This window comes from Streptomyces sp. NPDC015346 (assembly GCF_043078785.1).
Taxonomy (GTDB): Bacteria; Actinomycetota; Actinomycetes; order Streptomycetales; family Streptomycetaceae; genus Streptomyces.
The window spans coordinates 1176679-1201300 of sequence record NZ_JBIBTW010000001.1; the positions used below are offsets into that span (position 1 = coordinate 1176679).

Here is a 24622-nt window from a genome sequence, read left to right on the forward strand (position 1 = left end):
CAGGCAGGAAGAGAAGAAGTAGGCGATGTCCGAGATGAAGACCGAAGGCTCGATGAGGCTCAACCAGCTGCCCGAATGGGCCGCCCTCGGCAAGCACCGCGAGCAGGTGGGCGAGACCACTCTGCGCGAGCTGTTCGCCGCCGATCCGGACCGCGGCACCGGTTACGCCCTGCGGGTCGGCGACCTCTATCTGGACTACTCCAAGCACCTGGTGACCGACGAGACGCTGGCGCTGCTGCGCGAGCTGGCCGCCGCGACCGGCGTGGCCGAGCTGCGCGACGCCATGTTCCGCGGCGAGCGGATCAACACCACCGAGGACCGGGCGGTGCTCCACACGGCGCTGCGCGCCCCGCGCGAGGCCGTGATCGAGGTCGACGGCGAGAACGTCGTCCCGGCCGTCCACGCCGTCCTCGACAGGATGAGCGCGTTCGCCGACAAGGTCCGCGCGGGCGAGTGGACCGGCCACACCGGCAAGCCGGTCAAGAACATCGTGAACATCGGCATCGGCGGCTCCGACCTCGGCCCCGCCATGGCCTTCGAGGCCCTGCGCTCCTACACCCAGCGCGATCTGACGTTCCGTTTCGTCTCCAACGTCGACGGCGCCGACCTCCACGAGGCCGTCCGCGACCTCGACCCGGCCGAGACGCTCTTCATCGTCGCCTCGAAGACCTTCACCACCATCGAGACGATCACCAACGCCACCTCCGCCCGCGACTGGCTCCTCACCGGGCTGCGGACCGGCCAGGAAGCCGTCGCCCGGCACTTCGTGGCCCTGTCGACCAACGCCGAGAAGGTCGAGGAGTTCGGCATCGACACGGCCAACATGTTCGAGTTCTGGGACTGGGTCGGCGGCCGGTACTCGTACGACTCCGCCATCGGGCTCTCCCTGATGATCGCCATCGGTCCGGACCGCTTCCGGGAGATGCTCGACGGCTTCCACCTCGTCGACGAGCACTTCCGCACCGCCCCCGCCGAGGAGAACGCGCCGCTGCTCCTCGGTCTCCTCGGCGTCTGGTACGGCGCGTTCTTCGACGCCCAGTCGCACGCCGTGCTGCCGTACTCCCACTACCTGTCGAAGTTCACCGCCTACCTCCAGCAGCTCGACATGGAGTCCAACGGCAAGTCCGTCGACCGCGACGGCAGGCCGGTCGACTGGCAGACCGGACCGGTCGTCTGGGGCACTCCCGGCACCAACGGGCAGCACGCCTACTACCAGTTGATCCACCAGGGCACCAAGTTCGTCCCGGCCGACTTCATCGGCTTCGCCGAGCCCGTCGCCGACCTGCCCCCCGGCCTGGCGGCCCAGCACGACCTGCTGATGGCCAACTTCTTCGCCCAGACCCAGGCGCTCGCCTTCGGCAAGACCCCCGACGAGGTACGGGCCGAGGGGGTGGCCGAGGAGCTGGTCCCGCACAAGACCTTCCGGGGCGACCACCCCACGACCACCATCCTCGCCACGGCGCTCACCCCCTCCGTCCTGGGCCAGCTCATCGCGCTGTACGAGCACAAGGTGTTCGTCCAGGGCGCGATCTGGAACATCGACTCCTTCGACCAGTGGGGCGTCGAGCTCGGCAAGGTCCTCGCCAAGAGGATCGAGCCGGTGCTGACCGAGGGCCGGGGCCAGGGCCAGGGCCGGGACGGTGACGACCTCGACGGCTCGACCGCCGCGCTCGTCGCCACCTACCGCTCGCTGCGTGGCCGGTAGAGACCATGACGGGGGAGAACGCGGTGCGACTGCGGCCGCCGAACAACAGGCTGAACGAACGCGCCGTGAGCTGGTGGCGCGCGCAGTGGCTCCTGACGACCGCCGTACCGGTGGTCGTCCTGGTCCTGCTCGGTGCCCTGATCGCGCCCGCCCGGTTCTGGCTGCTGCTGCCCGCGGCGATCGTGGCGGCCGTCGGCCTGGCCTGCACCGCGTTCTTCCCCCACTGGTGGTTCAGGGTGCACCGCTGGGAGGTCACCGAGGACGCGGTCTACGTCCGCACCGGCGCCTTCTGGCAGGAGTGGCGGATCGCCCCGATGTCCCGGATCCAGACCGTGGACACCGTGCGCGGCCCGCTGGAGCAGCTCTTCCGGCTCTCCACGGTCACGGTGACCACCGCGTCCTCCAAGGGCGCCCTCCGGATCGAGGGCCTGGACCACGAGCTCGCCGCGGAGCTCGCCGAACGGCTGACCCGGATCACCCAGGCCACCCCCGGGGACGCCACATGACGCCGGTGCCGGATCCGTCCGAGGAGTGGCGGCGCCTGGACCGCCGTACGGTCCTGGTCACCGCCGCCGTCCTCACGGGCGTCGCCGGCGGCGCCGGGCTGCCCACCGTCCTCGGCCTGGCCGGCGCCATGCCGCTGTGGCGGGCCGTCGCCTGGGTGCTGGCCGGCGCCGCCCTCCTCGTCGGGGGCGGCTCGGCCGCCGACTACGTCCGCTGGCGCCGCACCCGCTACCGCGTCGGAGCCGAGCGCGCCGAACTCCACACCGGACTCCTGCTGGTCAAACGGCGCTCACTGGCCCGGGAGCGCATCCGCAGCGTCGACCTGACGGCCCATCCACTGCTGCGCGTCCTCGGCCTGGTCAAGGTCCGCATCGGCACGGGCGAGAACGCCGGCGGCGAGTCCACCCTGGAGCTCGACCCGGTCAACAGGGCCGAGGGAGAGCGGCTCCGCCGCGAACTCCTCGACCGCGTGACCTCCGACGCCCCGGACAGCCCGACCGACGGCGCCCTCGCCGTCCTCGACCCCGGCTGGATCCGCTACGCCCCCGTCTCCTTCGTCGCCCCACTCCTCGGGGGCGCGGCGGCCGGGGCCGTGATGCAGGTCAGTGAGTGGTTCGGGGCCCGGGGCGAGGTGATCGAGTGGATAGGCGACCGCTTCCAGGACACCTCCGTCCTCTCGATGATCGTCGTCCTCGTTCTCCTCGCGCTCCTCGCCGGTACCGTCGGCGCGCTCGGCCTCTGGGTCGAGATGTGGTGGAACTACCGCCTGGAGCGTGAACCCGGCGGCACCCTGCGGGTCCGCCGGGGGCTGTTCACCGTCCGCTCGATCTCCATCGAGGAGCGGCGGCTGCGCGGCGTCGAGCTGGTCGAGCCGCTGGGCGTACGGATGTGCCGGGCGGCCCGCGTCGACGCCGTCGCCACCGGACTCGCCAAGGACGGCGAGGACAAGCACGCCGACCACAAGACCCTGCTGCCGCCCGCTCCCCGCGACCTCGCCGACCGGGTCGCCGCCCAGGTCCTGCGCGAGCCCGAGGCCCCCACCGCGGCCCCGCTCACCGCCCACCCCCGCGCCGCCCGCTCCCGCCGGCTGCGCTGGGCGCTCGGGAGCGCGCTCGCCCCGGTCGTGGTCCTCGCCGTCCTGGGCGCCGTCCTCACCCCCGTGCTGCTGTACGTCGCCGCCGGCTGCGCCCTCGTCCTGGTCCCGCTCGCCGTGCTCCTCGCCCTCGACGCGTACCGCAACCTGGGCCACGGCATCACGGGCGACTACCTCGTGACCCGCTCCGGCACCGTCCGCAGGACCACCGTCGCCCTCCAGCGCGGCGGTGTCATCGGCTGGACCGTCAAGCAGTCGTACTTCCAGCGCCGGGCCGGCGTGCTGACCCTGACCGCGACGACCGCTGCGGGGGAGGGCGCGTACGACGTCCACGACGCGGGGGAGGGCGAAGGTCTCGCCTTCGCCGCGGAGGCGGTGCCGGACCTGCTCGCGCCCTTCCTGGAGCCCGTACGGGAAACGCCGGAGGCCCGGTCCACCGCGCGGTGAACCGGGCCTCCCTGAGCGTCCGTCAGCCGGCTCAGGCCGACGCGGGCGGGTACAGCTCCCGCGGCAGCTCCGAGGCGGCCGCCGCGTCGAGCAGCCACAGCGTGCGGCGGCGGCCGTAGGCGCCCGCCGCCGGGGCCTGGACCTCGCCGGCGCCCGACAGCGCGATCGCCGCCGCCTTCGCCTTGTCCTCGCCCGCCGCGAGCAGCCAGACCTCGCGGGCCGCCCGGATCGCCGGAAGCGTCAGCGATATGCGGGTGGGCGGCGGCTTGGGCGCGCCGTGCACGCCCACCACCGTCCGCTCGGTCTCGCGGACCGCCGGCAGCTCCGGGAAGAGCGAGGCCACATGGGTGTCCGGCCCGACCCCCAGCATCAGCACGTCGAAGGACGGCACCGGGCCATGGTCTTCCGGGCCCGTGGCGGCGGCCAGTTCGGCCGCGTAGGCTGCGGCGGCCGCGTCCACGTCGTTCCCGTACGGGCCGTCCGAGGCCGGCATCGCGTGCACCCGGGCCGGGTCCAGCGGGACGCTGTCGAGCAGCGCCGCGCGGGCCTGGGTGACATTGCGCTCCGGGTCCCCCTCGGGCAGGAACCGCTCGTCGCCCCACCACAGATCGAGCCGGGACCAGTCGACGGCGTCCCGGGCCGGGGCCGAACCGAGCGCCGCGAGAACCCCGTTGCCGTTGCGGCCGCCGGTCAGGACCACGGACGCCGAGCCGCGTGTGGCCTGGGCGTCCACGATCCGCGTGATCAGCCGGGCCGCGGCCGCCTGGGCCATCAGCTCCTTGTCGCGGTGGACGACGAGCTGCGGAGTGCTCACTTGGCCGCCGCCTTCCTCGCCGCGGGCTTCTTCGCGGACGAGGGAGCGGGGTCGGCCGCCGGAGCGGCCGCGACCGCAGCCTCCTCGGCCGGGTCGGGAGCGGTCACCGCCGACGCCTCGTCCAGCCGGTCGACGCCGTACCGCAGCGCCGAGGCGTAGGTGTCGTCCGGGTCGAGCCGCCGCAGCTCCTCAGCGATCAGGTCGGACGTCTCGCGGCGCTTGAGCGCCACGGCACGGTCCGGCTGGCCCTGGATGGAGAGCGTCGCCAGCGAGCCGTCCGGCCGGTCGAGCACGATCGGCCCGCAGGTGGACTCCATCCGTACGGACGTGAGGCCCGGGCCGGCCGACGAGGTGCGCCGTACCGGTACCTTCAGCCGGTCGGCGAGCCACATGGCGAGCAGTTCGACGCTCGGGTTGAACTCCTCGCCCTCCACCTCCGCCGAGGTGACCTCGCACACGACCTGGTCGAGCGCGGCGGCCAGCATCGAGCGCCAGGGGGTGATCCGGCTCCACGCCAGATCCGTGTCGCCCGGGGTGTACGTCCGCGCCCGGCCGGTCAGCTCGTGGATCGGCTGCTCGGCGGCGTAGGTGTCCGTCACCCGGCGCTGGGCGAGCGCGCCCAGCGGGTCGTTCGCCGGGTCGGCCGGGGAGTTCACGGGCCACCAGACGACGACGGGCGCGTCCGGGAGGAGCAGCGGAAGGACCACCGACTGGGCGTGGTCGACGACCTCGCCGTACAGCCGGAGGACAACCGTTTCGCCGGTGCTGGCGTCGGCGCCGAGGCGGACCTCGGCGTCGAGCCGCGCCTTCGCGCGGTCGCGCGGGGAGCGCGAGACCCGCTTGATGACCACCAGGGTCCGCGAAGGGTGCTCGCGGGACGCGTCGTTGGCCGCCCTCAGCGCGTCATAGGCGTTCTCCTCGTCGGTCACGATGACGAGGGTGAGCACCATGCCGACGGCGGGCGTGCCGATGGCCCGCCGCCCGAGCACCAGCGCCTTGTTGATCTTGCTGGACGTGGTGTCCGTCAGGTCGGTCTTCATGGCCTGCGCCAGCTCCGTCCGTCTCGTGCGAGCATTTCGTCCGCCTCGACCGGACCCCACGTACCCGCCTGGTACTGGGCGGGCTTGCCGTGCTTGTCCCAGTACTGCTCGATCGGGTCGAGGATCTTCCAGGACAGCTCGACCTCCTCGACCCGCGGGAAGAGGTTCGAGTCGCCGAGCAGCACATCGAGGATGAGCCGCTCGTACGCCTCGGGGCTGGACTCCGTGAAGGACTCGCCGTAGGCGAAGTCCATCGAGACGTCCCGCACCTCCATGGAGGTGCCCGGCACCTTGGACCCGAAGCGCATGGTGACGCCCTCGTCCGGCTGGACCCGGATGACCAGGGCGTTCTGGCCCAGCTCCTCCGTCGCCGTCTGGTCGAAGGGGGAGTGGGGCGCGCGCTGGAAGACGACCGCGATCTCGGTGACGCGGCGGCCGAGCCGCTTGCCGGTACGGAGATAGAAGGGGACGCCCGCCCAGCGGCGGTTGTCGATCTCCAGCTTGACGGCCGCGTAGGTGTCGGTCTTCGACTTGGGGTCGATGCCCTCCTCCTGCAGATAGCCGACGGCCTTCGCGCCGCCCTGCCACCCGGGCGCGTACTGGGCGCGGACGGTCGAGGCGCCCAGGTCCTTCGGCAGCTTCACCGCGCCGAGCACCTTGGTCTTCTCGGCCGCGAGCGCGTCCGCGTCGAAGGAGGCGGGCTCCTCCATCGCGGTCAGCGCGAGAAGCTGGAGGAGGTGGTTCTGGATGACGTCACGGGCGGCGCCGATGCCGTCGTAGTAGCCGGCGCGGCCGCCGATGCCGATGTCCTCGGCCATGGTGATCTGCACGTGGTCGACGTACGACCGGTTCCAGATCGGCTCGAAGAGGGTGTTGGCGAACCGGAGCGCCAGGATGTTCTGGACGGTTTCCTTGCCCAGGTAGTGGTCGATCCGGAAGACCTCGTTGGGCGGGAAGACCTCGTGGACGACCTCGTTGAGCTCCTTGGCGGAGGCCAGGTCGTGGCCGAAGGGCTTCTCGATGACCGCGCGGCGCCAGGAGCCGTTCTTCTGGTCGGCCAGGCCGTGCTTCTTCAGCTGCTGGACGACCTTGGGGAAGAACTTCGGCGGCACGGACAGGTAGAAGGCGAAGTTGCCGCCGGTGCCCTGCGCCTTGTCCAGCTCCTCGACGGTGGTCTTCAGCTGGTCGAAGGCGTCGTCGTCGTCGAAGTCGCCCTGGACGAAACGCATCCCCTGGATCAGCTGCTGCCACACCTCCTCGCGGAACGGCGTACGGGCGTGCTGCTTGACGGCCTCGTAGACCTCCTGCGCGAAGTCCTCGTCCTGCCATTCGCGGCGGGCGAAGCCGATGAGCGAGAAGCCCGGCGGCAGAAGACCGCGATTGGCCAGGTCGTAGACGGCAGGCATCAGCTTCTTACGGGACAAATCGCCCGTGACGCCGAAGATCACCAGACCCGACGGCCCCGCGATGCGCGGGAGCCGTCGGTCTGCGGCGTCACGGAGCGGGTTGGCTCCGTGGACTGCGCTCAAGGTGCTTACGCCTCCGAAGGTGCGAGGCGCTCAAGCTCCGCCTCGGTCGACTTGAGCAGGTCGTTCCAGGACGCCTCGAACTTCTCGACGCCCTCGTCCTCAAGCAGCCGCACCACGTCGTCGTACGAGATGCCGAGCTTCTCGACGGCGTCCAGTTCGGCACGGGACTGCTCGTAGGTGCCGCGCACGGTGTCACCGGCGACCTCGCCGTGGTCGGCGGTGGCCTCAAGGGTCGCCTCCGGCATGGTGTTGACCGTGCCGGGCGCGACGAGGTCCACGACGTACAGGGTGTCCTTGTACGCCGGGTCCTTCACGCCGGTCGAGGCCCACAGCGGACGCTGCTTGTTGGCGTGCGCCTTGTCGAGCGCGGCCCAGCGCTCCGACGGCTGGGTCGACGCGTCGGCGGAGCCGAACACCTCCTCGAACGCCTGGTACGCCAGACGCGCGTTGGCGAGAGCGGCCTTGCCCTTGAGGGCCTTGGCCTCGTCCGTGCCGATCGAGTCCAGACGCTTGTCGATCTCCGAGTCCACCCGGGAGACGAAGAAGGACGCCACGGAGTGGATCTTGGACAGGTCCAGGCCGCGCTCCTTCGCCTTCTCCAGACCGGCGAGGTACGCGTCCATGACGGCGCGGTAGCGCTCCAGCGAGAAGATCAGCGTCACGTTCACGCTGATGCCCAGGCCGATGACCTCGGTGATCGCCGGCAGACCCGCCTGGGTGGCCGGAATCTTGATGAGCGTGTTCGGGCGGTCGACCAGCCAGGCCAGCTGCTTGGCCTCGGCGACCGTGGCCGCCGTGTGGTGCGCCAGGCGCGGGTCGACCTCGATGGAGACCCGGCCGTCCTGGCCGTCCGTCGCGTCGAAGACCGGGCGCAGGATGTCGGCGGCGTCACGGACGTCCGCCGTCGTGATCATGCGGATGGCCTCCTCCACCGTCACCTTGCGGGCGGCGAGGTCGGCCAGCTGCTGGTCGTAGCCGTGCCCCTCGGAGATCGCCTTCTGGAAGATGGACGGGTTGGTGGTGACACCGACCACGTGCTGCTGGTCGATGAGCTCGGCCAGGTTGCCGGACGTGATCCGCTGACGCGAGAGGTCGTCCAGCCAGATCGCGACGCCTTCGTCGGAGAGGCGCTTGAGAGCGTCTGTCATGAGAGTTGCATCTCCAATGAGTCGTACGTATGGGCGTCAGCGCGCGGCCGCGGCGAGGGATTCCCGCGCCGCGGCGGCGATGGCCTCGGGGGTGAACCCGAACTCGCGGAACAGGACCTTGGCGTCCGCCGACGCACCGAAGTGCTCCAGCGAGACGATCCGGCCGGCGTCACCGACGTACTTGTGCCAGGTCAGCCCCACGCCCGCCTCGACCGCGACGCGGGCCTTCACCGACGGCGGCAGGACCGAGTCCTTGTACCCCTGGTCCTGCTCCTCGAACCACTCCACGGACGGCATCGAGACCACCCGGGTCGGGACGCCGGCGGCCTGGAGCTGCTCGCGGGCCTCGACGGCCAGGTGCACCTCGGAGCCCGTGCCGATCAGCACGACCTGCGGTTCGCCGCCTTCGGCCTCGAAGAGCACGTACCCGCCCTTGACGGTGTCCTCGTTCGGCGCGTACGTCGGCACACCCTGACGGGTCAGGGCCAGACCGTGCGGGGCGCCCTTGCCGAACACGCGCGTGTGGCGCTTGACGATCTCGCGCCAGGCGAGGGCGGTCTCGTTGGCGTCCGCCGGGCGGACGATGTTCAGACCGGGGATCGCGCGCAGCGAGGCCAGGTGCTCCACCGGCTGGTGCGTCGGGCCGTCCTCGCCCAGACCGATCGAGTCGTGGGTCCAGACGTACGTCACCGGCAGGTGCATCAGGGCCGACAGACGCACCGCGTTGCGCATGTAGTCGGAGAACACCAGGAAGGTGCCGCCGTAGATGCGGGTGTTGCCGTGCAGCGCGATGCCGTTCATCTCCGCGGCCATGGAGTGCTCGCGGATGCCGAAGTGGATCGTGCGGCCGTACTTGTCGGCCTCCGGCAGCGGGTTGCCCTCGGGCAGGAACGACGACGTCTTGTCGATCGTCGTGTTGTTCGAACCCGCCAGGTCGGCCGAGCCGCCCCACAGCTCGGGGATGACCGCGCCGAGCGACTGCAGGACCTTGCCGGACGCTGCACGGGTGGCGACACCCTTGCCCGGCTCGAACACCGGGAGCTTCGACTCCCAGCCCTCGGGCAGCTCGTTCGCCTGGATCCGGTCGAACTCGGCCGCGCGGTCCGGGTTGGCCGTACGCCACTCGGCGAGCGACTTCTCCCAGGCGGCGCGGGCCTCGCGGCCGCGGTCGCCCAGGGCGCGGGTGTGGCCGATGACCTCGTCGGTGACCTCGAAGGTCTGCTCCGGGTCGAAGCCCAGGACGCGCTTGGTGGCCGCGATCTCCTCGTCGCCGAGCGCCGAGCCGTGCGCGGCCTCGGTGTTCTGCGCGTTCGGGGCGGGCCAGGCGATGATCGAGCGCATCGCGATGAACGACGGGCGCTCGGTCTCGGCCTCGGCGGCCTTGATCGCCGCGAACAGGGCGGCCGGGTCCAGGTCGCCGTTGGCCTGCGGCTCGACCCGCTGCACGTGCCAGCCGTAGGCCTCGTACCGCTTCATCGTGTCCTCGGACACGGCGGTCTCGGTGTCGCCCTCGATCGAGATGTGGTTGTCGTCCCACAGCAGGATCAGATTGCCCAGCTTCTGGTGACCGGCCAGCGAGGACGCCTCCGCGGAGATGCCCTCCTGGAGGCAGCCGTCACCGGCGATCACGTAGATGTGGTGGTCGAAGGGGGAGGTGCCGGGGGCCGCCTCCGGGTCGAACAGACCGCGCTCGTAGCGCGCGGCCATCGCCATGCCCACGGCGTTGGCGACACCCTGGCCGAGCGGTCCGGTCGTCGTCTCGACACCGGCGGTGTGTCCGTACTCCGGGTGGCCCGGGGTCTTCGAACCCCAGGTGCGGAACGCCTTCAGGTCGTCCAGCTCGAGCCCGAAGCCACCCAGGTACAGCTGGGTGTAGAGGGTCAGGGACGAGTGACCGGCGGAGAGCACGAAACGGTCGCGCCCGACCCACTCGGGATCGGCCGGGTCGTGCCGCATCACCTTCTGGAAGAGGGTGTACGCGGCGGGCGCCAGGCTCATGGCCGTACCGGGATGGCCGTTGCCGACCTTCTGTACGGCGTCCGCGGCCAGGATGCGGGCGGTGTCCACGGCCCGCTGGTCCAATTCGGTCCACTCGAGGTCTGTGGTGGTCGGCTTAGTGCTCACCCTGGGTCAGGGCTCCTCTCCACATGTTTTCAGATGGCCGGTGACTGAGGGTGTACCGGCGTTGTCGAGCCTACCCCCGACAGAACGCCCATCTTTTCGAGTGCGCGTCCCTCAAATGAGCGGTCACGTCAAGAGTGGGGGCGACTCTGTCACTTCGCCTCCCGACCCCTGTCCACGCCTTGGGACAGGGGCCCTCAACACGACCCCACCCCCGCGAAGATCGGCGTATGGGCAACGTCTAGAGTGGCGTGGTACGCGCAAGTCTTTACCCCGTCTTCACCGGGGAGCTTGCTGGGAAATTCTCTGTCAGGGGTGTGCGTGACGGCCGTCGAGTCCCGACCCGCAGGGGTCGTCTTGACTCCCAGCCCGGGGGGCCATCGGCCGTTCGGGGCCCGCGTCAAGGCATTCGTGGCGCTGACCAAGCCGCGGATCATCGAGCTTCTGCTCATCACCACCGTCCCGGTGATGTTCCTCGCCGAGCAGGGCGTGCCGAACCTGTGGCTGGTGCTTGCCACCTGCCTCGGCGGCTACCTGTCGGCGGGCGGCGCCAACGCGCTGAACATGTACATCGACCGCGACATCGACGCGCTGATGGACCGCACCTCGCAGCGCCCGCTGGTCACCGGCATGGTCTCGCCGCGGGAGGGCCTGGTCTTCGGCCTCACCCTCGCCGTCGTCTCCACGCTCTGGTTCGGCCTCCTGGTCAACTGGCTCTCCGCCGCCCTCTCGCTCGGCGCGCTGCTCTTCTACGTGATCGTCTACACGATGATCCTGAAGCGGCGGACCGCGCAGAACATCGTCTGGGGCGGCATCGCCGGCTGTCTGCCGGTGCTGATCGGCTGGTCCGCCGTCACGAACTCCATGTCGTGGGCCGCGATCGTCCTCTTCCTCGTCATCTTCTTCTGGACGCCGCCGCACTACTGGCCGCTGTCGATGAAGGTGAAGGAGGACTACGCGCGCGTGGGCGTGCCGATGCTGCCGGTCATCGCCTCCAACAAGGTCGTCGCCAAGCAGATCGTCCTCTACAGCTGGGTGATGGTCGCCGTCTCGCTGCTGTTGACGCCGCTCGGCTACACCGGCTGGTTCTACACCTCCGTGGCGCTGCTGACCGGCGGCTGGTGGCTCTGGGAGGCGCACGCGCTCCTCAACCGCGCCAAGGGCGGCGCGACCGGCGCGAAGCTCAAGGAGATGCGCCTGTTCCACTGGTCCATCACCTATGTCTCGCTGCTCTTCGTGGCGGTCGCGGTGGACCCCTTCCTGAGGTAGTCCGCGAGGACCCCGGGACCTTTCGACAACGGCCGGAGCGCGTGGGAAAGACCACGTGCCCCGGCCGTCGCCAGTGGATCTACCGCTGGGTAGCATCCTTGTCATGGCAGACACGAAGCAGGCAGAGCGCAAGGCGGCCAAGCTCGCCCGGCAGATCCAGGCGTTCTCCAAGAAGCACGGCGGCGCCGAGGGGCAGCTCGCCTACCTCGGCCAGATGGGCACCCGGATCGTCCTCGTCGGCGAGGACGGCGGCTGGGGAGACCTGGTCGCGCCCTCCTTCCCCGTCGCCCAGCAGGCCGCCGAGAAGGCCGGCCTCACCCTCCACGACGAGTTCGACGGAGACTTCGCCGCCAAGGTCAGGACCGGCCCGTACGAGTGGACCCGCATGGCCGGCATCCAGCTCGGCGGCCCCTCCAACGACCGCGCGGCCGGCTAGGCAGCCGATCGGGCTCCCGGTCGGACCCGGTCGGGCAGCCGATCGGACCCGGTCGAACAACCGGCCGGGCTCCCGGTCAGGCAACAACCTCGGGCGGGGCTCACCCGTTAGGACGTGTGCAAGGACGTCCACGCAGGGAGCCCCCCGAATGATCGAGACCCCGAGCCTGGTGGACCAGTACTGCCACGGGGTGCTCCGCACGGAGCTCGGCCTCGGCACCTTCGAGGCCCACCTCGCGCCGGCCGCGGGGCCGCCCGCGCCCGGCACCACCTTCTTCGACACGCAGACCGGCTTCGCGGTACGCCGCTGGTGCCCGCCGCTGCTCGGCCTGGAGCCGCACTGCCCGCCGGCCCGCTACCTCGCCCGCCGCCGCGAACTGGGCGTCCTGGAGACCGGCCGCCGCCTGCTGCGCGCCTCGGGGATCTCCACCTACCTCGTGGACACGGGAGCCCCGGGCGACCTGACGGGCCCCGTCGAGATCGCCTCCACCGGCGACGCCCACGCCCTCGAGATCGTCCGCCTCGAACTCCTCGCCGAACAGGTCGCCGACACCTCCGGAACCGTCGAGGGGCTGCTCGCCAACCTCGCCGAGGCCGTCCACGGCGCCGCCACGACCGCCGTCGCCTTCACCTCCGTCGCCGGGGTGGGCCGAGGAATCGGCTACGCGCCCGAACCGCCGGGACCCGGCGAGGTGCGCGGGGCCGCCGGGCGCTGGCTGGCCCGGCGCACGGTCGGCGGCCGGCTCACCGACCCCGTACTGCTGCGCCATCTGCTCTGGATCGCCGTCGCCACCGGGCGGCCCCTCCAGCTGCACGTGGGCGCCGGGGACCCGACGGCGCTCGCGGACTTCGCCACGACGACCAGCGGGCTCGGCACCGACCTCGTGCTGCTGCACGGATACCCGTACCACCGCCAGACGGCGCGGCTGACCGGCGCGTTCCCGCACGTGTACGCGGACCTGGGCTCCGTGCTCGCCCTCACCGGCAGCCGGGCCGCGGCCGTCCTCGCCGAGGTCCTGGAGCTCGCCCCCTTCGGCAAGCTGCTCTTCTCCAGCGGGGCCCGCGCCCTGCCCGAGCTGCACGTCGTCGCCGCGAGCGTCTTCCGAGGGGCGCTCGGCCGCGTGCTCGGCGAATGGGTCGGCGACGGCGCCTGGTCCCGTACGGACGCGCAGCGGGTCGCCACGATGATCGCGGCGGGCAATGCGCGACGGGTCTACGGGCTCATCTGAGCAGGGCTCCGGAGCCCGGATCCGAGAAAATTCGTTCCGGATTCGCGATCCGGCCGGCTCCCGGACGCCCGGAGGCGGGCGTTTCGCCGTGCGGAGCCGCCGATCGAGCCGACGACGGAGCCGGCGGCCGGATCAGGCCGTCGCCAGAGCCGGGTCCGTCTGGGCCGGGACCTCCGGCGCGGACACGGGCCGCTCGCGCAGGCTCAGCGCGAGCCGCAGCACCGCGATCCACATCAGCGAGGAGCCGAGCATGTGCGCGCCGACCAGCAGCTCGGGGACGCCGGTGAAGTACTGGAGATAGCCGATCCCGCCCTGCGCGACCAGCACGATCAGCAGGTCGCGGGCGCGCGCCCGGGTGTCGTCGGGGGCGTCGACCACGCGCAGCACCAGCCACATCGCGAGCGCGAGCGCACAGACGACCCAGGCCGAGATCGCGTGGACGTGCGCGGCGACGGTCCAGTCCCACGGCATGCGGGGGACCTCGCTGCTGTCACCGGCGTGCTTGCCGGAGCCGGTCACCCCCGTGCCGAGGACCATCAGCAGCGCGGAGACGCCGACGATCGCCCAGGACAGCTTGCGGACCGGCCCGGGAACGCGCGGCCGGGGGGCCGCGTCGCCCTCGCGGGCGCGCTGCCAGGTGATCACGGCGACGGTGAGCAGCCCGTTGGCGGCCAGGAAGTGACCGGCCACCGTCCACGGATTGAGGTCCATCCAGACGGTGATGCCGCCGAGGACCGCGTTGAGCATGACCACCCAGAACTGGAGCCAGCCGAGCCGGGTGAGCCCGCGCCGCCACGGCTTCGTGGAGCGCGCCGCGACGATCGCCCAGCCGACGGCGGCCGACAGGACGTACGTCAGCATCCGGTTGCCGAACTCGATCGCGCCGTGGAGGCCCTGCTCGGGCGTGGCGAAGAGGCTGTCGTCCGTGCACTTGGGCCACGTGTCGCAGCCGAGACCGGAGCCGGTCAGCCGGACCGTGCCTCCCGTGACGATGATGACCACGCTCATCACGACGACGGAGAACGCGGCGCGCCGGAGCGTCCGAGGGGACGGGGTCCAGCGCCGGGCGATGGAGGCGAGTGGGTTCAGCACGCGCACCATCGTAGGCGGGGGCTTGTGCACGCTTTCACGAGGGGGGTGGGTACGGGACGGCTTGTCCCGGAACGTCACCGCGGTCACACGCGGCGGTCACGGGAGGCGGTCACCGGAGGCGGTCACTCCCAGCGGAAGAACCGCGCCGCCGCGCCGAGGCCGAGGACCGCCCACACCGCGAGGACGAGCGCCTGGCCCCACGGCATCGGGGCGCCGCCCTGCAGCACGTCCCGCAGCCCGTCGGAGAGCGCGGAGATCGGCAGCAGCTCCAGGACCGAGCGGGCCGCGCCCGGGAACTTCTCCAGCGGCACGATCACCCCGCCGCCCACCAGGAGCAGCAGGAAGACCAGGTTCGCGGCCGCCAGCGTCGCCTCCGCACGCAGCGTGCCGGCCATCAGCAGGCCGAGGCCCGAGAAGGCGGCCGTGCCGAGGACGAGCAGCAGCGCCACGGAGCCGGCGCCGCCCTGCGGGGACCAGCCGAGCCCGAGCGCGATCGCCGTCAGGAGCGCGATCTGGAGCACTTCGGTGACCAGGACGGAGAGCGTCTTGGCGGTCATCAGCGCCCAGCGGGGGAGCGGGGAGGCGCCGAGCCGCTTGAGCACCCCGTAACGCCGCTCGAAGCCGGTGGCGATGGCCTGGCCGGTGAAGGCGGTGGACATCACGGCGAGCGCGAGGACGCCGGGAGCGAGGAAGTCGACGGCCCGCTCCGCGCCCGTGTCGATGATGTCGACGCTCGAGAAGAGCACGAGCAGCAGCGAGGGGATGATCACGGTGAGGAGGAGCTGCTCGCCGTTGCGCAGCAGCATCCTCGTCTCCAGGGCCGTCTGGGCCGCGATCATCCGCCCGACGGGGGCGGCTCCCGGCTTCGGCGCGTACGTACCGGCGCTCATGCGCGCAGCTCCTTGCCGGTCGGTTCCAGGCTGTGTCTTCCCGGGGGACAACCCCCGGACCCCCGGCGATTCTTGGTGCCCACGCGCGTCATGACCGCAGCTCCTTGCCCGTCAGCTCCAGGAAAACGTCTTCGAGGGTGTGGCGCTCCACCGAGATGGCGTCCGGCATGACGCCGTGCTGGGCGCACCAGGTGGCGACGGTGGCGAGCAGCTGGGGGCCCACCTCGCCGCTGATCCGGTACGCCCCCGGGGTCAGCTCGGCGGCGGCGGTGCCGTCGGGCAGGGCCTTGAGCAGCGAGCCGAGGTCGAGTCCGGGGCGGCCGGTGAAGCGGAGGGTGTTCTCGGCGCCGCCGCGGCAGAGCTGTTCGGGGCTGCCCTGGGCGACGACGCGGCCGGCGTCGACGATGGCGACGTCGTCCGCGAGCTCCTCGGCCTCGTTCATGAGGTGCGTGGTGAGGACGGTGGTGACGCCGTCGGCGCGCAGCTCGCGGACGAGGTCCCAGGTGGCGTGGCGGGCCTGCGGGTCGAGGCCCGCGGTCGGCTCGTCCAGGAAGACCAGGTCGGGGCGGCCGACGACGGCCATGGCGAGCGCGAGGCGCTGCTGCTGGCCGCCGGAGAGCCGGCGGTAGGTCGTCCGGCCGCAGGAGCCGAGGCCCAGGCGTTCGACCAGAGCGTCCACGTCCAGCGGGTGGGCGTGCAGCTTCGCCATGTGGCGGAGCATCTCGTCGGCGCGGGCGCCGGAGTAGACACCGCCGGACTGGAGCATCACGCCGACGCGGGGGCGCAGCGCGGCCGCGTCGGCGACCGGGTCGAGGCCGAGGACGCGGACGGTGCCCGCGTCGGCCTTCCGGTAGCCCTCGCAGGTCTCGATGGTGGTGGTCTTGCCGGCTCCGTTGGGGCCGAGGACGGCGGTCACGGTGCCCGTCCGCACATCGAGGTCGAGGCCGTCGACGGCGGTCTTGCTTCCGTACCGCTTGACCAGGCCGCGTACCCGAACGGCGGTGTCGACGGACTCGTATCGCATGGCGGAAGTCTAGAGAGGCGCGCAAGGGCGCCCCGGCCCGGGGCCTTCGCCGGGGACCGTCATTCGTCCTACGAATGATCGTTTACGCAGGTCAGGTAAGCCTTACCTGCGTGATGCACAGCACCGTGATCCGTCTGGACGCCGCTTGTCACTCCCGAAGGAATTACGCAACAATGGCGTTGTGAAAAACGTCGACGCGGCTCCGGTGGAGGAACTCGCGACCGGTGAGCGATCCACGCGCAACCGGGTCGCGCGGTCCATCCTGGACCACGGGCCGTCGACGGTCGCCGATCTCGCGCAGCGGCTCCGCCTCACCCAGGCGGCCGTGCGCCGGCATCTCGACTCGCTCGTCGCGGAGAACGTCGTCGAGGCCCGCGAGAAGCGGGTCTACGGCGCCCGCACCCGCGGCCGCCCCGCCAAGGTCTTCGCGCTCACCGACTGCGGCCGGGACGCCTTCGACCAGTCGTACGACTCACTGGCCGTCGACGCCCTGCGCTGGATCGAGCGGAACGCGGGAGGAGAGGCGGCCGTCGCCGCCTTCGCCCGCGACCGGCTCGAGGCCCAGGCCGAGACGTACCGCGAGGCCGTCGAGGCGGCCGACCCCGACCGGCGCACCGAGGCTCTCGCCCGCGCGCTGAGCGCCGACGGGTACGCTGCCACAGCACGCAACGCACCGGTCGGCGAGCAGCTCTGCCAGCACCACTGCCCGGTCGCCCACGTCGCCGAGCAGTACCCCCAGCTGTGCGAGGCGGAGACGGAAGTCTTCTCCCGCCTCTTGGGAACGCACGTCCAGCGTCTCGCCACCATCGCGCATGGTGACGGCGTCTGCACGACGTTCATCCCGCACAGCGCCCCACAGACCACACCCCCATCAGCATCCGCAAGTACGGCCGGGAGGAACCCCGCATGACCACCGAGATCAGCCACCCCGAGCTCGAGGGCCTGGGTCGGTACGAGTACGGCTGGGCCGACTCGGACGCGGCCGGTGCCACCGCCAAGCGCGGTCTCTCCGAGGCCGTCGTCCGCGACATCTCCGAGAAGAAGAACGAGCCGGAGTGGATGCTGAAGCTGCGGCTGAAGGGTCTGCGCCTCTTCGACAAGAAGCCCATGCCCAGCTGGGGCTCCGACCTGTCGGGCATCGACTTCGACAACATCAAGTACTTCGTGCGCTCCACCGAGAAGCAGGCCGCTTCCTGGGAGGAACTGCCCGAGGACATCAAGAACACGTACGACAAGCTCGGCATCCCGGAGGCGGAGAAGCAGCGCCTCGTCGCCGGTGTCGCGGCCCAGTACGAGTCCGAGGTCGTCTACCACCAGATCCGTGAGGACCTGGAGGAGCAGGGCGTCATCTTCGTCGACACCGACACCGCGCTGAAGGAGCACGAGGAGCTCTTCCGCGAGTACTTCGGCACGGTCATCCCCGTCGGCGACAACAAGTTCGCCTCGCTGAACACGTCCGTGTGGTCCGGCGGATCCTTCATCTACGTCCCGAAGGGCGTGCACGTCGAGATCCCGCTGCAGGCCTACTTCCGTATCAACACGGAGAACATGGGCCAGTTCGAGCGGACGCTGATCATCGTCGACGAGGACGCCTACGTCCACTACGTCGAGGGCTGCACCGCCCCGATCTACTCCTCCGACTCGCTGCACTCCGCGGTCGTCGAGATCATCGTGAAGAAGGGCGGCCGCTGCCGCTACACGACGATCCAGAACTGGTCGAACAACGTCTACAACCTGGTCACCAAGCGCGCCGTGGCCTACGAGGGTGCGACCATGGAGTGGGTCGACGGCAACATCGGCTCCAAGGTCACCATGAAGTACCCGGCCGTCTACCTGATGGGCGAGCACGCCAGGGGCGAGACCCTGTCCATCGCCTTCGCGGGCGAGGGCCAGCACCAGGACGCCGGCGCCAAGATGGTCCACATGGCCCCGAACACCTCCTCCAACATCGTCTCCAAGTCGGTGGCGCGAGGCGGCGGCCGCACCTCCTACCGCGGTCTCATCGAGATCGGCGAGGGTGCGCCGGGCTCCAAGTCGAACGTGCTCTGCGACGCGCTGCTCGTCGACACGATCTCCCGCTCCGACACGTACCCCTACGTGGACGTGCGCGAGGACGACGTCTCCATGGGCCACGAGGCCACCGTCTCCAAGGTCTCCGAGGACCAGCTCTTCTACCTGATGAGCCGCGGTCTGACCGAGTTCGAGGCGATGGCCATGATCGTGCGCGGCTTCGTCGAGCCCATCGCCAAGGAGCTGCCCATGGAGTACGCCCTGGAGCTGAACCGGCTGATCGAGCTGCAGATGGAAGGCGCGGTGGGCTAGCCCGCCCGGCCACCCGGCCACCCCTCGCGGGGGCCCGCGCGACGGGCCCCCGCGAGCTTCCCGCAGCGAACGCACCGAACGCAGAAAGTGAGCACACCGACAGCCATGGCTGACGCTCAGAACATCCCGGCGGGCTCCACCACCGCCGGCTCGATCGCGGTGGCCGCCGAGTCCACCGTCGCCACGCGCATGAGCGCGCCCCCGTCCTTCGACGTCGCGGACTTCCCCGTCCCGCACGGCCGTGAGGAGGAGTGGCGGTTCACCCCCCTGGAGCGCCTCCGCGGACTGCACGACGGCACCGCCGTCGCGTCCGGCGAGGGCGTCAAGGTCGAGATCGAGGCCCCCGAGGGCGTCACCGTGGAGACCGTCGGCCGTGACGACGCGCGCCTCGGCAAGGCGGGCAAGCCCGTCGACCGGGTCGCCGCCCAGGCGTACTCCTCCTTCGAGAAGGCCTCGGTCGTCACCGTCGCCAAGGAGACCGTCCTCACCGAGCCCATCCGGATCGCCGTGCACGGCCAGGGCGGGGTCGCCTTCGGCCACCAGGTGATCGAGCTCGGCGCGTTCGCCGAGGCCGTCGTGGTCATCGACCACACCGGCGACGCGGTGCTCGCCGCCAACGTCGACTTCCTCCTCGGCGACGGCGCCAAGCTCACCGTCGTCTCCGTCCAGGACTGGGACGAGAAGGCCGTCCACGTCGCCCAGCACAACGCGCTGGTCGGCCGCGACGCCTCCTTCAAGTCGGTCGTCGTCACCTTCGGCGGCGACGTGGTCCGCCTCCACCCGCGCGTCGAGTACGCCGGCACCGGCGGCGAGGCCGAGCTCTTCGGCCTGTACTTCACCGACGCCGGCCAGCACCAGGAGCACCGCCTCCTGGTCGACCACAACACCCCGCACTGCAAGTCCAACGTGGCCTACAAGGGCGCGCTGCAGGGCCAGGACGCGCACGCCGTCTGGATCGGCGACGTCCTCATCCAGGCCAAGGCCGAGGGCACCGACACCTACGAGCTCAACCGGAACCTGGTCCTCACGGACGGCGCCCGGGTCGACTCCGTGCCGAACCTGGAGATCGAGACCGGCGAGATCGCCGGCGCCGGTCACGCCTCGGCCACCGGTCGCTTCGACGACGAGCAGCTCTTCTACCTGATGGCCCGCGGCATCCCGGAGACCGAGGCCCGCCGCCTGGTCGTCCGCGGCTTCTTCGCCGAGCTGGTCCAGCAGATCGGTCTGCCGGACGTCCAGGAGCGCCTCATCACCAAGATCGAGGCCGAGCTGGAGGCTACCGTCTGATGGCCTTCGTCCGCGTCTGCGCACTGAGCGAGCTGGAGAGCGACACCCCCAAGCGGGTCGAGGTCGACGGCACGCCCGTGTCCGTCGTCAGGACCGACGGCGAGGTGTTCGCGATCAACGACATCTGCTCGCACGCGAACGTCTCCCTCTCGGAGGGCGAGGTCGAGGACTGCGCCATCGAGTGCTGGCTGCACGGATCCAGCTTCGACCTCCGCACCGGTAAGCCGTCCGGCCTTCCCGCGACGCGCCCCGTCCCCGTGTACCCCGTAAAGATCCAAGGGGACGATGTGCTCGTCTCCGTCACCCAGGAGTCCTGAGTCACCCATGGCAACGCTTGAAATCCACGACCTGCACGTCTCCGTCGAGGCCGAGAACGGCCCCCGGGAGATCCTCAAGGGTGTCGACCTGACCATCAAGCAGGGCGAGACCCACGCCGTCATGGGCCCCAACGGCTCCGGCAAGTCGACCCTGGCGTACTCGCTCGCCGGCCACCCGAAGTACACGGTCACCGGCGGCACCGTCACGCTCGACGGCGAGGACGTCCTGGAGATGTCGGTCGACGAGCGCGCCCGCGCCGGCGTCTTCCTGGCCATGCAGTACCCGGTCGAGGTCCCCGGCGTCTCGGTCTCCAACTTCCTGCGGACCTCCGCCACCGCGATCCGCAGCGAGGCCCCCAAGCTGCGCACCTGGGTGAAGGAGGTCCGGGAGGCGATGGAGAAGCTCCAGATGGACCCGGCCTTCGCCGAGCGCAACGTCAACGAGGGCTTCTCCGGCGGTGAGAAGAAGCGCCACGAGATCCTGCAGCTGGAGCTCCTCAAGCCGAAGATCGCGATCCTCGACGAGACCGACTCCGGCCTGGACGTCGACGCCCTGCGCGTCGTCTCCGAGGGTGTCAACCGCGTCCGTGAGACCGGTGAGGTCGGCACGCTGCTGATCACGCACTACACGCGGATCCTCCGCTACATCAAGCCCGACTTCGTGCACGTCTTCTCCGGCGGCCGCATCGTCGAGTCCGGCGGCGCCGAGCTCGCCGACAAGCTGGAGAACGAGGGCTACGAGTCGTACAGCACGAAGGGTGGCGCATCCGCGTGACATCTGCCCATCAGGGGCTCTCCGGCCTCCTCGACACCGAGGCGATCCGCAAGGACTTCCCGCTCCTGGATCGCACGGTCCACGACGGCAAGAAGATCGTGTACCTGGACTCCGCGGCGACCTCGCAGAAGCCGCGCCAGGTGCTCGACGCGCTCAACACGTACTACGAGCGCCACAACGCCAATGTCCACCGCGGCGTCTACACGGTCGCCGAGGAGGCGACGGCGCTGTACGAAGGCGCCCGTGACAAGGTCGCGGCCTTCATCAACGCGCCGAGCCGCGACGAGGTGATCTTCACCAAGAACGCCTCGGAGTCGCTCAACCTCGTGGCCAACATGCTGGGCTGGGCCGACGAGCCCTACCGCGTGGACCACGAGACCGAGATCGCCATCACGGAGATGGAGCACCACTCCAACATCGTGCCGTGGCAGCTGCTCTCGCAGCGCACCGGCGCGAAGCTGAAGTGGTTCGGCCTCACCGACGACGGCAGGCTCGACCTGTCGAACATCGAAGAGGTCATCACCGAGAAGACGAAGATCGTCTCCTTCACACTGGTGTCGAACCTGCTCGGAACGGTCAACCCGGTCGAGACGATCATCCGCCGTGCCCAGGAGGTCGGCGCGCTGGTCTGCATCGACGCCTCGCAGGCCGCCCCGCACATGGTGCTCGACGTGCAGGCGCTGCAGGCCGACTTCGTGGCCTTCACCGGCCACAAGATGGTCGGCCCGACCGGCATCGGCGTGCTCTGGGGACGGCAGGAGCTCCTGGAGGACCTGCCGCCGTTCCTCGGCGGCGGCGAGATGATCGAGACCGTGTCGATGCACTCCTCGACCTACGCGCCGGCCCCGCACAAGTTCGAGGCGGGTACGCCCCCGATCGCCCAGGCCGTCGGCCTCGGCGCGGCCGTGGACTACCTCTCGGCGATCGGCATGGAGAACATCGCGCGCCACGAGCACGCGATCACCGAGTACGCCGTCCGTCGCCTCCAGGAGGTTCCGGACCTGCGGATCATCGGCCCCACCACGGCCGAGGACCGCGGGGCGGCGATCTCCTTCGTCCTCGGCGACATCCACCCGCACGACGTGGGTCAGGTCCTCGACGAGCAGGGCATCGCGGTCCGGGTCGGCCACCACTGCGCGCGGCCCGTCTGCCTGCGGTACGGAATTCCCGCGACCACGCGAGCGTCGTTCTATCTGTACTCCACGCCGGCCGAGGTCGACGCCCTGGTCGAGGGGCTGGAGCACGTACGGAACTTCTTCGGCTAGGGGATTCTCGTGAAGCTGGATTCGATGTACCAGGACGTCATCCTGGACCACTACAAGCACCCGCACGGGCGCGGTCTCCGGGACGGCGACGCCGAGGTGCACCACGTCAACCCGACGTGCGGCGACGAGATCACGCTCCGCGTGAAGTACGACGGCTCGCGCATCGAGGACGTGTCGTACGAAGGTCAGGGCTGCTCGATCAGCCAGGCTTCGGCCTCGGTCCTGAACGAGCTCCTGGTCGGCAAGGAGCTGGCCGAGGCGCAGAAGATCCAGGGCACCTTCCTGGAGCTGATGCAGTCCAAGGGCAAGATCGAGCCGGATGACGCGATGGAGGAGATCCTGGAGGACGCGGTCGCGTTCGCCGGGGTCTCCAAGTACCCCGCCCGGGTCAAGTGCGCGCTGCTCAGCTGGATGGCGTGGAAGGACGCGACCGCCCAGGCTCTGGGCGACGCGGAGAGGAAGTCGGCATGACCGAGAACGCCGAGGCCACCATGAAGCCGGCCTCCGAAGAAGAGATCCGCGAGGCGCTGTACGACGTCGTCGACCCCGAGCTGGGCATCGACGTGGTCAACCTCGGCCTGATCTACGGCATCCACATCGACGACTCCAACGTCGTCACGCTGGACATGACCCTGACGTCGGCGGCCTGTCCGCTGACCGATGTGATCGAGGACCAGGCGAAGTCCGCCACCGACGGCATCGCCAGCGAACTGAAGATCAACTGGGTCTGGATGCCGCCGTGGGGCCCGGACAAGATCACGGACGACGGACGCGAGCAGCTCCGCGCGCTCGGCTTCAACGTCTGACCGTTTCCACGTCCGACCGCTTTGTGAGGTCGCGAACGGCCATGCCCCCCAGGCAGACTGGCGGGCATGGCCGTTTCTCTGTACCACCTCGCCGTCGATTGCCACGATCTCCAGGCCCAGGCCCGGTTCTGGGCGCGGGTCCTGGACTGGAAGATCCTCTTCGAGGCGGAGGACGAGATCGTCATCGGCGCCGACGAGCACGCCTGGCCCGGGATGTGCTTCCTGCCGGTGCCCGAGTCCAAGACCGTCAAGAACCGGCTCCACATCGACCTCTCGCCCGACGACCAGGAGGCGGAGGTCGAGCGGATCATCGGGCTCGGGGCGAAGCGGGTCGACGTCGGGCAGGGCGAGGACGCCACCTGGGTCGTCCTCGCCGACCCCGAGGGCAACGAGTTCTGCGTCCTGCGCCCGAAGCGGTCGCTCACGGACTGAGTCGGTACCTCACGGAGTGAACGGAGGCGCCGCCGCCTCGGCGAGGGCCGGGGCGAGGTTCTCCTTCCGGATGCGCTGGTCGACGTAGACCAGACCGGTCACCAGCGGGGGGAAGGCCGCGCAGACGGCCTGCGCCACCATCGAGCCGATGACGGCGAGCACCAGGAGCGGTGCGAGGGAGATCAGGACCTCGCCGAGGGAGTCCGCGCTCTCCGGGCCGGTGAACGGACCCGGCAGGGACAGCAGGGCGCCGAACACCTGCTGGATCGCCCAGTTCGCCATCGCCGCCATGACGCCCGCGGCCAGCAGCGCACCGAAGACCCGCCACCACGAGCCGCGGACCAGCTGGGACGAGCGGCGCATCGCCGCCGTCGCGCCCTGCCCCTCGAAGACCGCGGCCGCCGGGGCCAGGCTGAACTTCACCCAGAGCCAGGCGGCGAGCGGGAGGGTCGGCAGGGTGGCCAGCATGGCGCCGCCGAACGCCAGGAACGGCAGGGCCAGCGGACCGGTGCCGCCCCCGAGGCCCACCAGCACGCCGATGAACGACCCCACGAAGACGATCAGCGGGACCGGTACGGTCAGCAGCACCGTCAGCAGGACCGTGCCGAGGACCGCCGGCATCCGCGACCAGGCGCGGCGCCAGATCGCGCCGAAGGTGGTGCGGCGGCCGAGGATCGCCTCCTGGAGGACGGCCGGGCACGCCCCGTACACGACGGCGCTCGCGACGAGCATCGCGATCATGGAGATCAGCCACACACAGCCGAAGGCGATCAGCAGCGGCCGGCCGTCGTCCCAGCTGGGGTCCTGCCCGTCCGGCAGGTCGAAGACGCCGGGCAGATGGTCGGCCACGACCGCGTACGCGACGCCGGCGGCCGCCGCGATCAGCAGCAGACCCGCGCCGTAGGCGGCCAGGGCCACGCCGAGGAGCGGCTTCCAGTAGCGGCCGATGGTGGTGAAGGCGCCGGTGATCATGTCGCTCAGGCCCAGCGGTGCCAGGGGTATCACGCCGGGCTTCGGCGGCGGTGGTGGGGGAGCGTGGCCATAGCCGTACGGCCCCGGGGGATGTGTCATGCGCACA

At 70.7% G+C, this 24622-nt stretch carries 24 protein-coding genes; 15 read left to right on the plus strand and 9 right to left on the minus strand.

From position 1 onward, the window contains the following. The first annotated feature begins 25 nt into the window (after positions 1-25). From pgi to ACF06X_RS05320, 3 genes are read left to right on the plus strand one after another with little or no spacing between them, the layout of a single operon-like run. A complete protein-coding gene (gene pgi / locus ACF06X_RS05310; RefSeq protein WP_392285795.1) occupies positions 26-1705 on the plus strand; it encodes a glucose-6-phosphate isomerase in 1680 nt (559 codons plus the stop codon). A gap of 5 nt (positions 1706-1710) precedes the next feature. Further along, the gene (locus ACF06X_RS05315; protein WP_392285796.1) at positions 1711-2211 is read left to right on the plus strand and encodes a PH domain-containing protein; all 501 of its coding nucleotides are present in this window, start codon (positions 1711-1713) and stop codon (positions 2209-2211) included. Beyond that, a complete protein-coding gene (locus ACF06X_RS05320; RefSeq protein WP_392285797.1) occupies positions 2208-3749 on the plus strand; it encodes a PH domain-containing protein in 1542 nt (513 codons plus the stop codon). Before ACF06X_RS05315 ends, ACF06X_RS05320 begins: the two co-directional genes overlap by 4 nt. Positions 3750-3780: 31 nt before the next feature. Here ACF06X_RS05320 and pgl read toward each other — a convergent pair whose 3' ends face one another. From pgl to tkt, 5 genes are read right to left on the minus strand one after another with little or no spacing between them, the layout of a single operon-like run. Next, on the minus strand, positions 3781-4563 hold the full coding sequence (gene pgl / locus ACF06X_RS05325) for a 6-phosphogluconolactonase (protein WP_392285798.1): 783 nt from the start codon (positions 4561-4563) through the stop codon (positions 3781-3783). Then, the gene (gene opcA, locus ACF06X_RS05330) at positions 4560-5603 is read right to left on the minus strand and encodes a glucose-6-phosphate dehydrogenase assembly protein OpcA (protein ID WP_392285799.1); all 1044 of its coding nucleotides are present in this window, start codon (positions 5601-5603) and stop codon (positions 4560-4562) included. Before opcA ends, pgl begins: the two co-directional genes overlap by 4 nt. Beyond that, positions 5600-7132, minus strand: coding sequence for a glucose-6-phosphate dehydrogenase (gene zwf / locus ACF06X_RS05335; RefSeq protein WP_158986189.1), 1533 nt, complete (start codon positions 7130-7132; stop codon positions 5600-5602). Before zwf ends, opcA begins: the two co-directional genes overlap by 4 nt. Positions 7133-7137: 5 nt before the next feature. Next, the gene (gene tal / locus ACF06X_RS05340) at positions 7138-8280 is read right to left on the minus strand and encodes a transaldolase (RefSeq protein WP_392285800.1); all 1143 of its coding nucleotides are present in this window, start codon (positions 8278-8280) and stop codon (positions 7138-7140) included. Positions 8281-8316: 36 nt separating this feature from the next. Further along, positions 8317-10404 carry a transketolase gene (gene tkt, locus ACF06X_RS05345; protein ID WP_392285801.1) on the minus strand — a complete coding sequence of 696 codons (2088 nt, stop codon included), beginning with the start codon at positions 10402-10404 and terminating at the stop codon, positions 8317-8319. Positions 10405-10722: 318 nt separating this feature from the next. Here tkt and ACF06X_RS05350 point away from each other — a divergent pair, with 318 nt between their 5' ends. The 3 genes from ACF06X_RS05350 (at position 10723) to ACF06X_RS05360 (ending at position 13334) form a co-directional block, all read left to right on the plus strand. After that, entirely contained in the window at positions 10723-11670 is a 948-nt protein-coding gene (locus ACF06X_RS05350) for a heme o synthase (protein WP_392285802.1), read from the plus strand. A gap of 103 nt (positions 11671-11773) precedes the next feature. Continuing rightward, a complete protein-coding gene (locus ACF06X_RS05355; RefSeq protein WP_392285803.1) occupies positions 11774-12106 on the plus strand; it encodes a hypothetical protein in 333 nt (110 codons plus the stop codon). Between the two features lie 148 nt (positions 12107-12254). Then, positions 12255-13334 (plus strand): amidohydrolase family protein, encoded by a 1080-nt coding sequence (locus ACF06X_RS05360; protein WP_392285804.1) that lies wholly within the window; start codon positions 12255-12257, stop codon positions 13332-13334. Between the two features lie 132 nt (positions 13335-13466). Here ACF06X_RS05360 and ACF06X_RS05365 read toward each other — a convergent pair whose 3' ends face one another. The 3 genes from ACF06X_RS05365 to ACF06X_RS05375 form a co-directional block, all read right to left on the minus strand. After that, entirely contained in the window at positions 13467-14435 is a 969-nt protein-coding gene (locus tag ACF06X_RS05365) for a heme A synthase (protein ID WP_392285805.1), read from the minus strand. Positions 14436-14548: 113 nt separating this feature from the next. Continuing rightward, a complete protein-coding gene (locus ACF06X_RS05370; RefSeq protein WP_392285806.1) occupies positions 14549-15316 on the minus strand; it encodes an ABC transporter permease in 768 nt (255 codons plus the stop codon). A gap of 88 nt (positions 15317-15404) precedes the next feature. Continuing rightward, complete coding sequence (locus ACF06X_RS05375) at positions 15405-16340, minus strand: ABC transporter ATP-binding protein (protein ID WP_392285807.1); 936 nt, start codon at positions 16338-16340, stop codon at positions 15405-15407. A 181-nt stretch (positions 16341-16521) separates the two neighbouring features. Between ACF06X_RS05375 and ACF06X_RS05380 the strand changes: the two genes are divergently transcribed. From ACF06X_RS05380 to ACF06X_RS05420, 9 genes are all read left to right on the plus strand, one after another. Then, positions 16522-17250, plus strand: a complete 729-nt coding sequence (locus tag ACF06X_RS05380; RefSeq protein WP_391932465.1) for a helix-turn-helix transcriptional regulator — start codon at positions 16522-16524, stop codon at positions 17248-17250. Further along, positions 17247-18662, plus strand: a complete 1416-nt coding sequence (gene sufB / locus ACF06X_RS05385; RefSeq protein ID WP_392285808.1) for a Fe-S cluster assembly protein SufB — start codon at positions 17247-17249, stop codon at positions 18660-18662. The genes ACF06X_RS05380 and sufB overlap by 4 nt, the downstream gene beginning before the upstream one ends. Before the next feature lie 105 nt (positions 18663-18767). Further along, a complete protein-coding gene (gene sufD / locus ACF06X_RS05390; RefSeq protein ID WP_392285809.1) occupies positions 18768-19949 on the plus strand; it encodes a Fe-S cluster assembly protein SufD in 1182 nt (393 codons plus the stop codon). After that, on the plus strand, positions 19949-20266 hold the full coding sequence (locus tag ACF06X_RS05395) for a bifunctional 3-phenylpropionate/cinnamic acid dioxygenase ferredoxin subunit (RefSeq protein ID WP_392285810.1): 318 nt from the start codon (positions 19949-19951) through the stop codon (positions 20264-20266). The genes sufD and ACF06X_RS05395 overlap by 1 nt, the downstream gene beginning before the upstream one ends. A 7-nt stretch (positions 20267-20273) precedes the next feature. Next, a complete protein-coding gene (gene sufC, locus ACF06X_RS05400) occupies positions 20274-21041 on the plus strand; it encodes a Fe-S cluster assembly ATPase SufC (RefSeq protein WP_392285811.1) in 768 nt (255 codons plus the stop codon). After that, a complete protein-coding gene (locus ACF06X_RS05405; protein WP_215071305.1) occupies positions 21038-22306 on the plus strand; it encodes a cysteine desulfurase in 1269 nt (422 codons plus the stop codon). Before sufC ends, ACF06X_RS05405 begins: the two co-directional genes overlap by 4 nt. Positions 22307-22315: 9 nt before the next feature. Further along, on the plus strand, positions 22316-22777 hold the full coding sequence (gene sufU / locus ACF06X_RS05410) for a Fe-S cluster assembly sulfur transfer protein SufU (protein WP_392285812.1): 462 nt from the start codon (positions 22316-22318) through the stop codon (positions 22775-22777). After that, the gene (locus ACF06X_RS05415; protein WP_329121978.1) at positions 22774-23112 is read left to right on the plus strand and encodes a metal-sulfur cluster assembly factor; all 339 of its coding nucleotides are present in this window, start codon (positions 22774-22776) and stop codon (positions 23110-23112) included. Before sufU ends, ACF06X_RS05415 begins: the two co-directional genes overlap by 4 nt. A gap of 66 nt (positions 23113-23178) precedes the next feature. Continuing rightward, positions 23179-23544 (plus strand): VOC family protein, encoded by a 366-nt coding sequence (locus ACF06X_RS05420; RefSeq protein WP_392285813.1) that lies wholly within the window; start codon positions 23179-23181, stop codon positions 23542-23544. Positions 23545-23553: 9 nt separating this feature from the next. On the opposite strand, the gene ACF06X_RS05425 is transcribed toward ACF06X_RS05420, so the two are convergent. Further along, positions 23554-24615, minus strand: a complete 1062-nt coding sequence (locus tag ACF06X_RS05425) for an oxidoreductase (protein ID WP_392285814.1) — start codon at positions 24613-24615, stop codon at positions 23554-23556. Positions 24616-24622 lie beyond the last annotated feature (7 nt).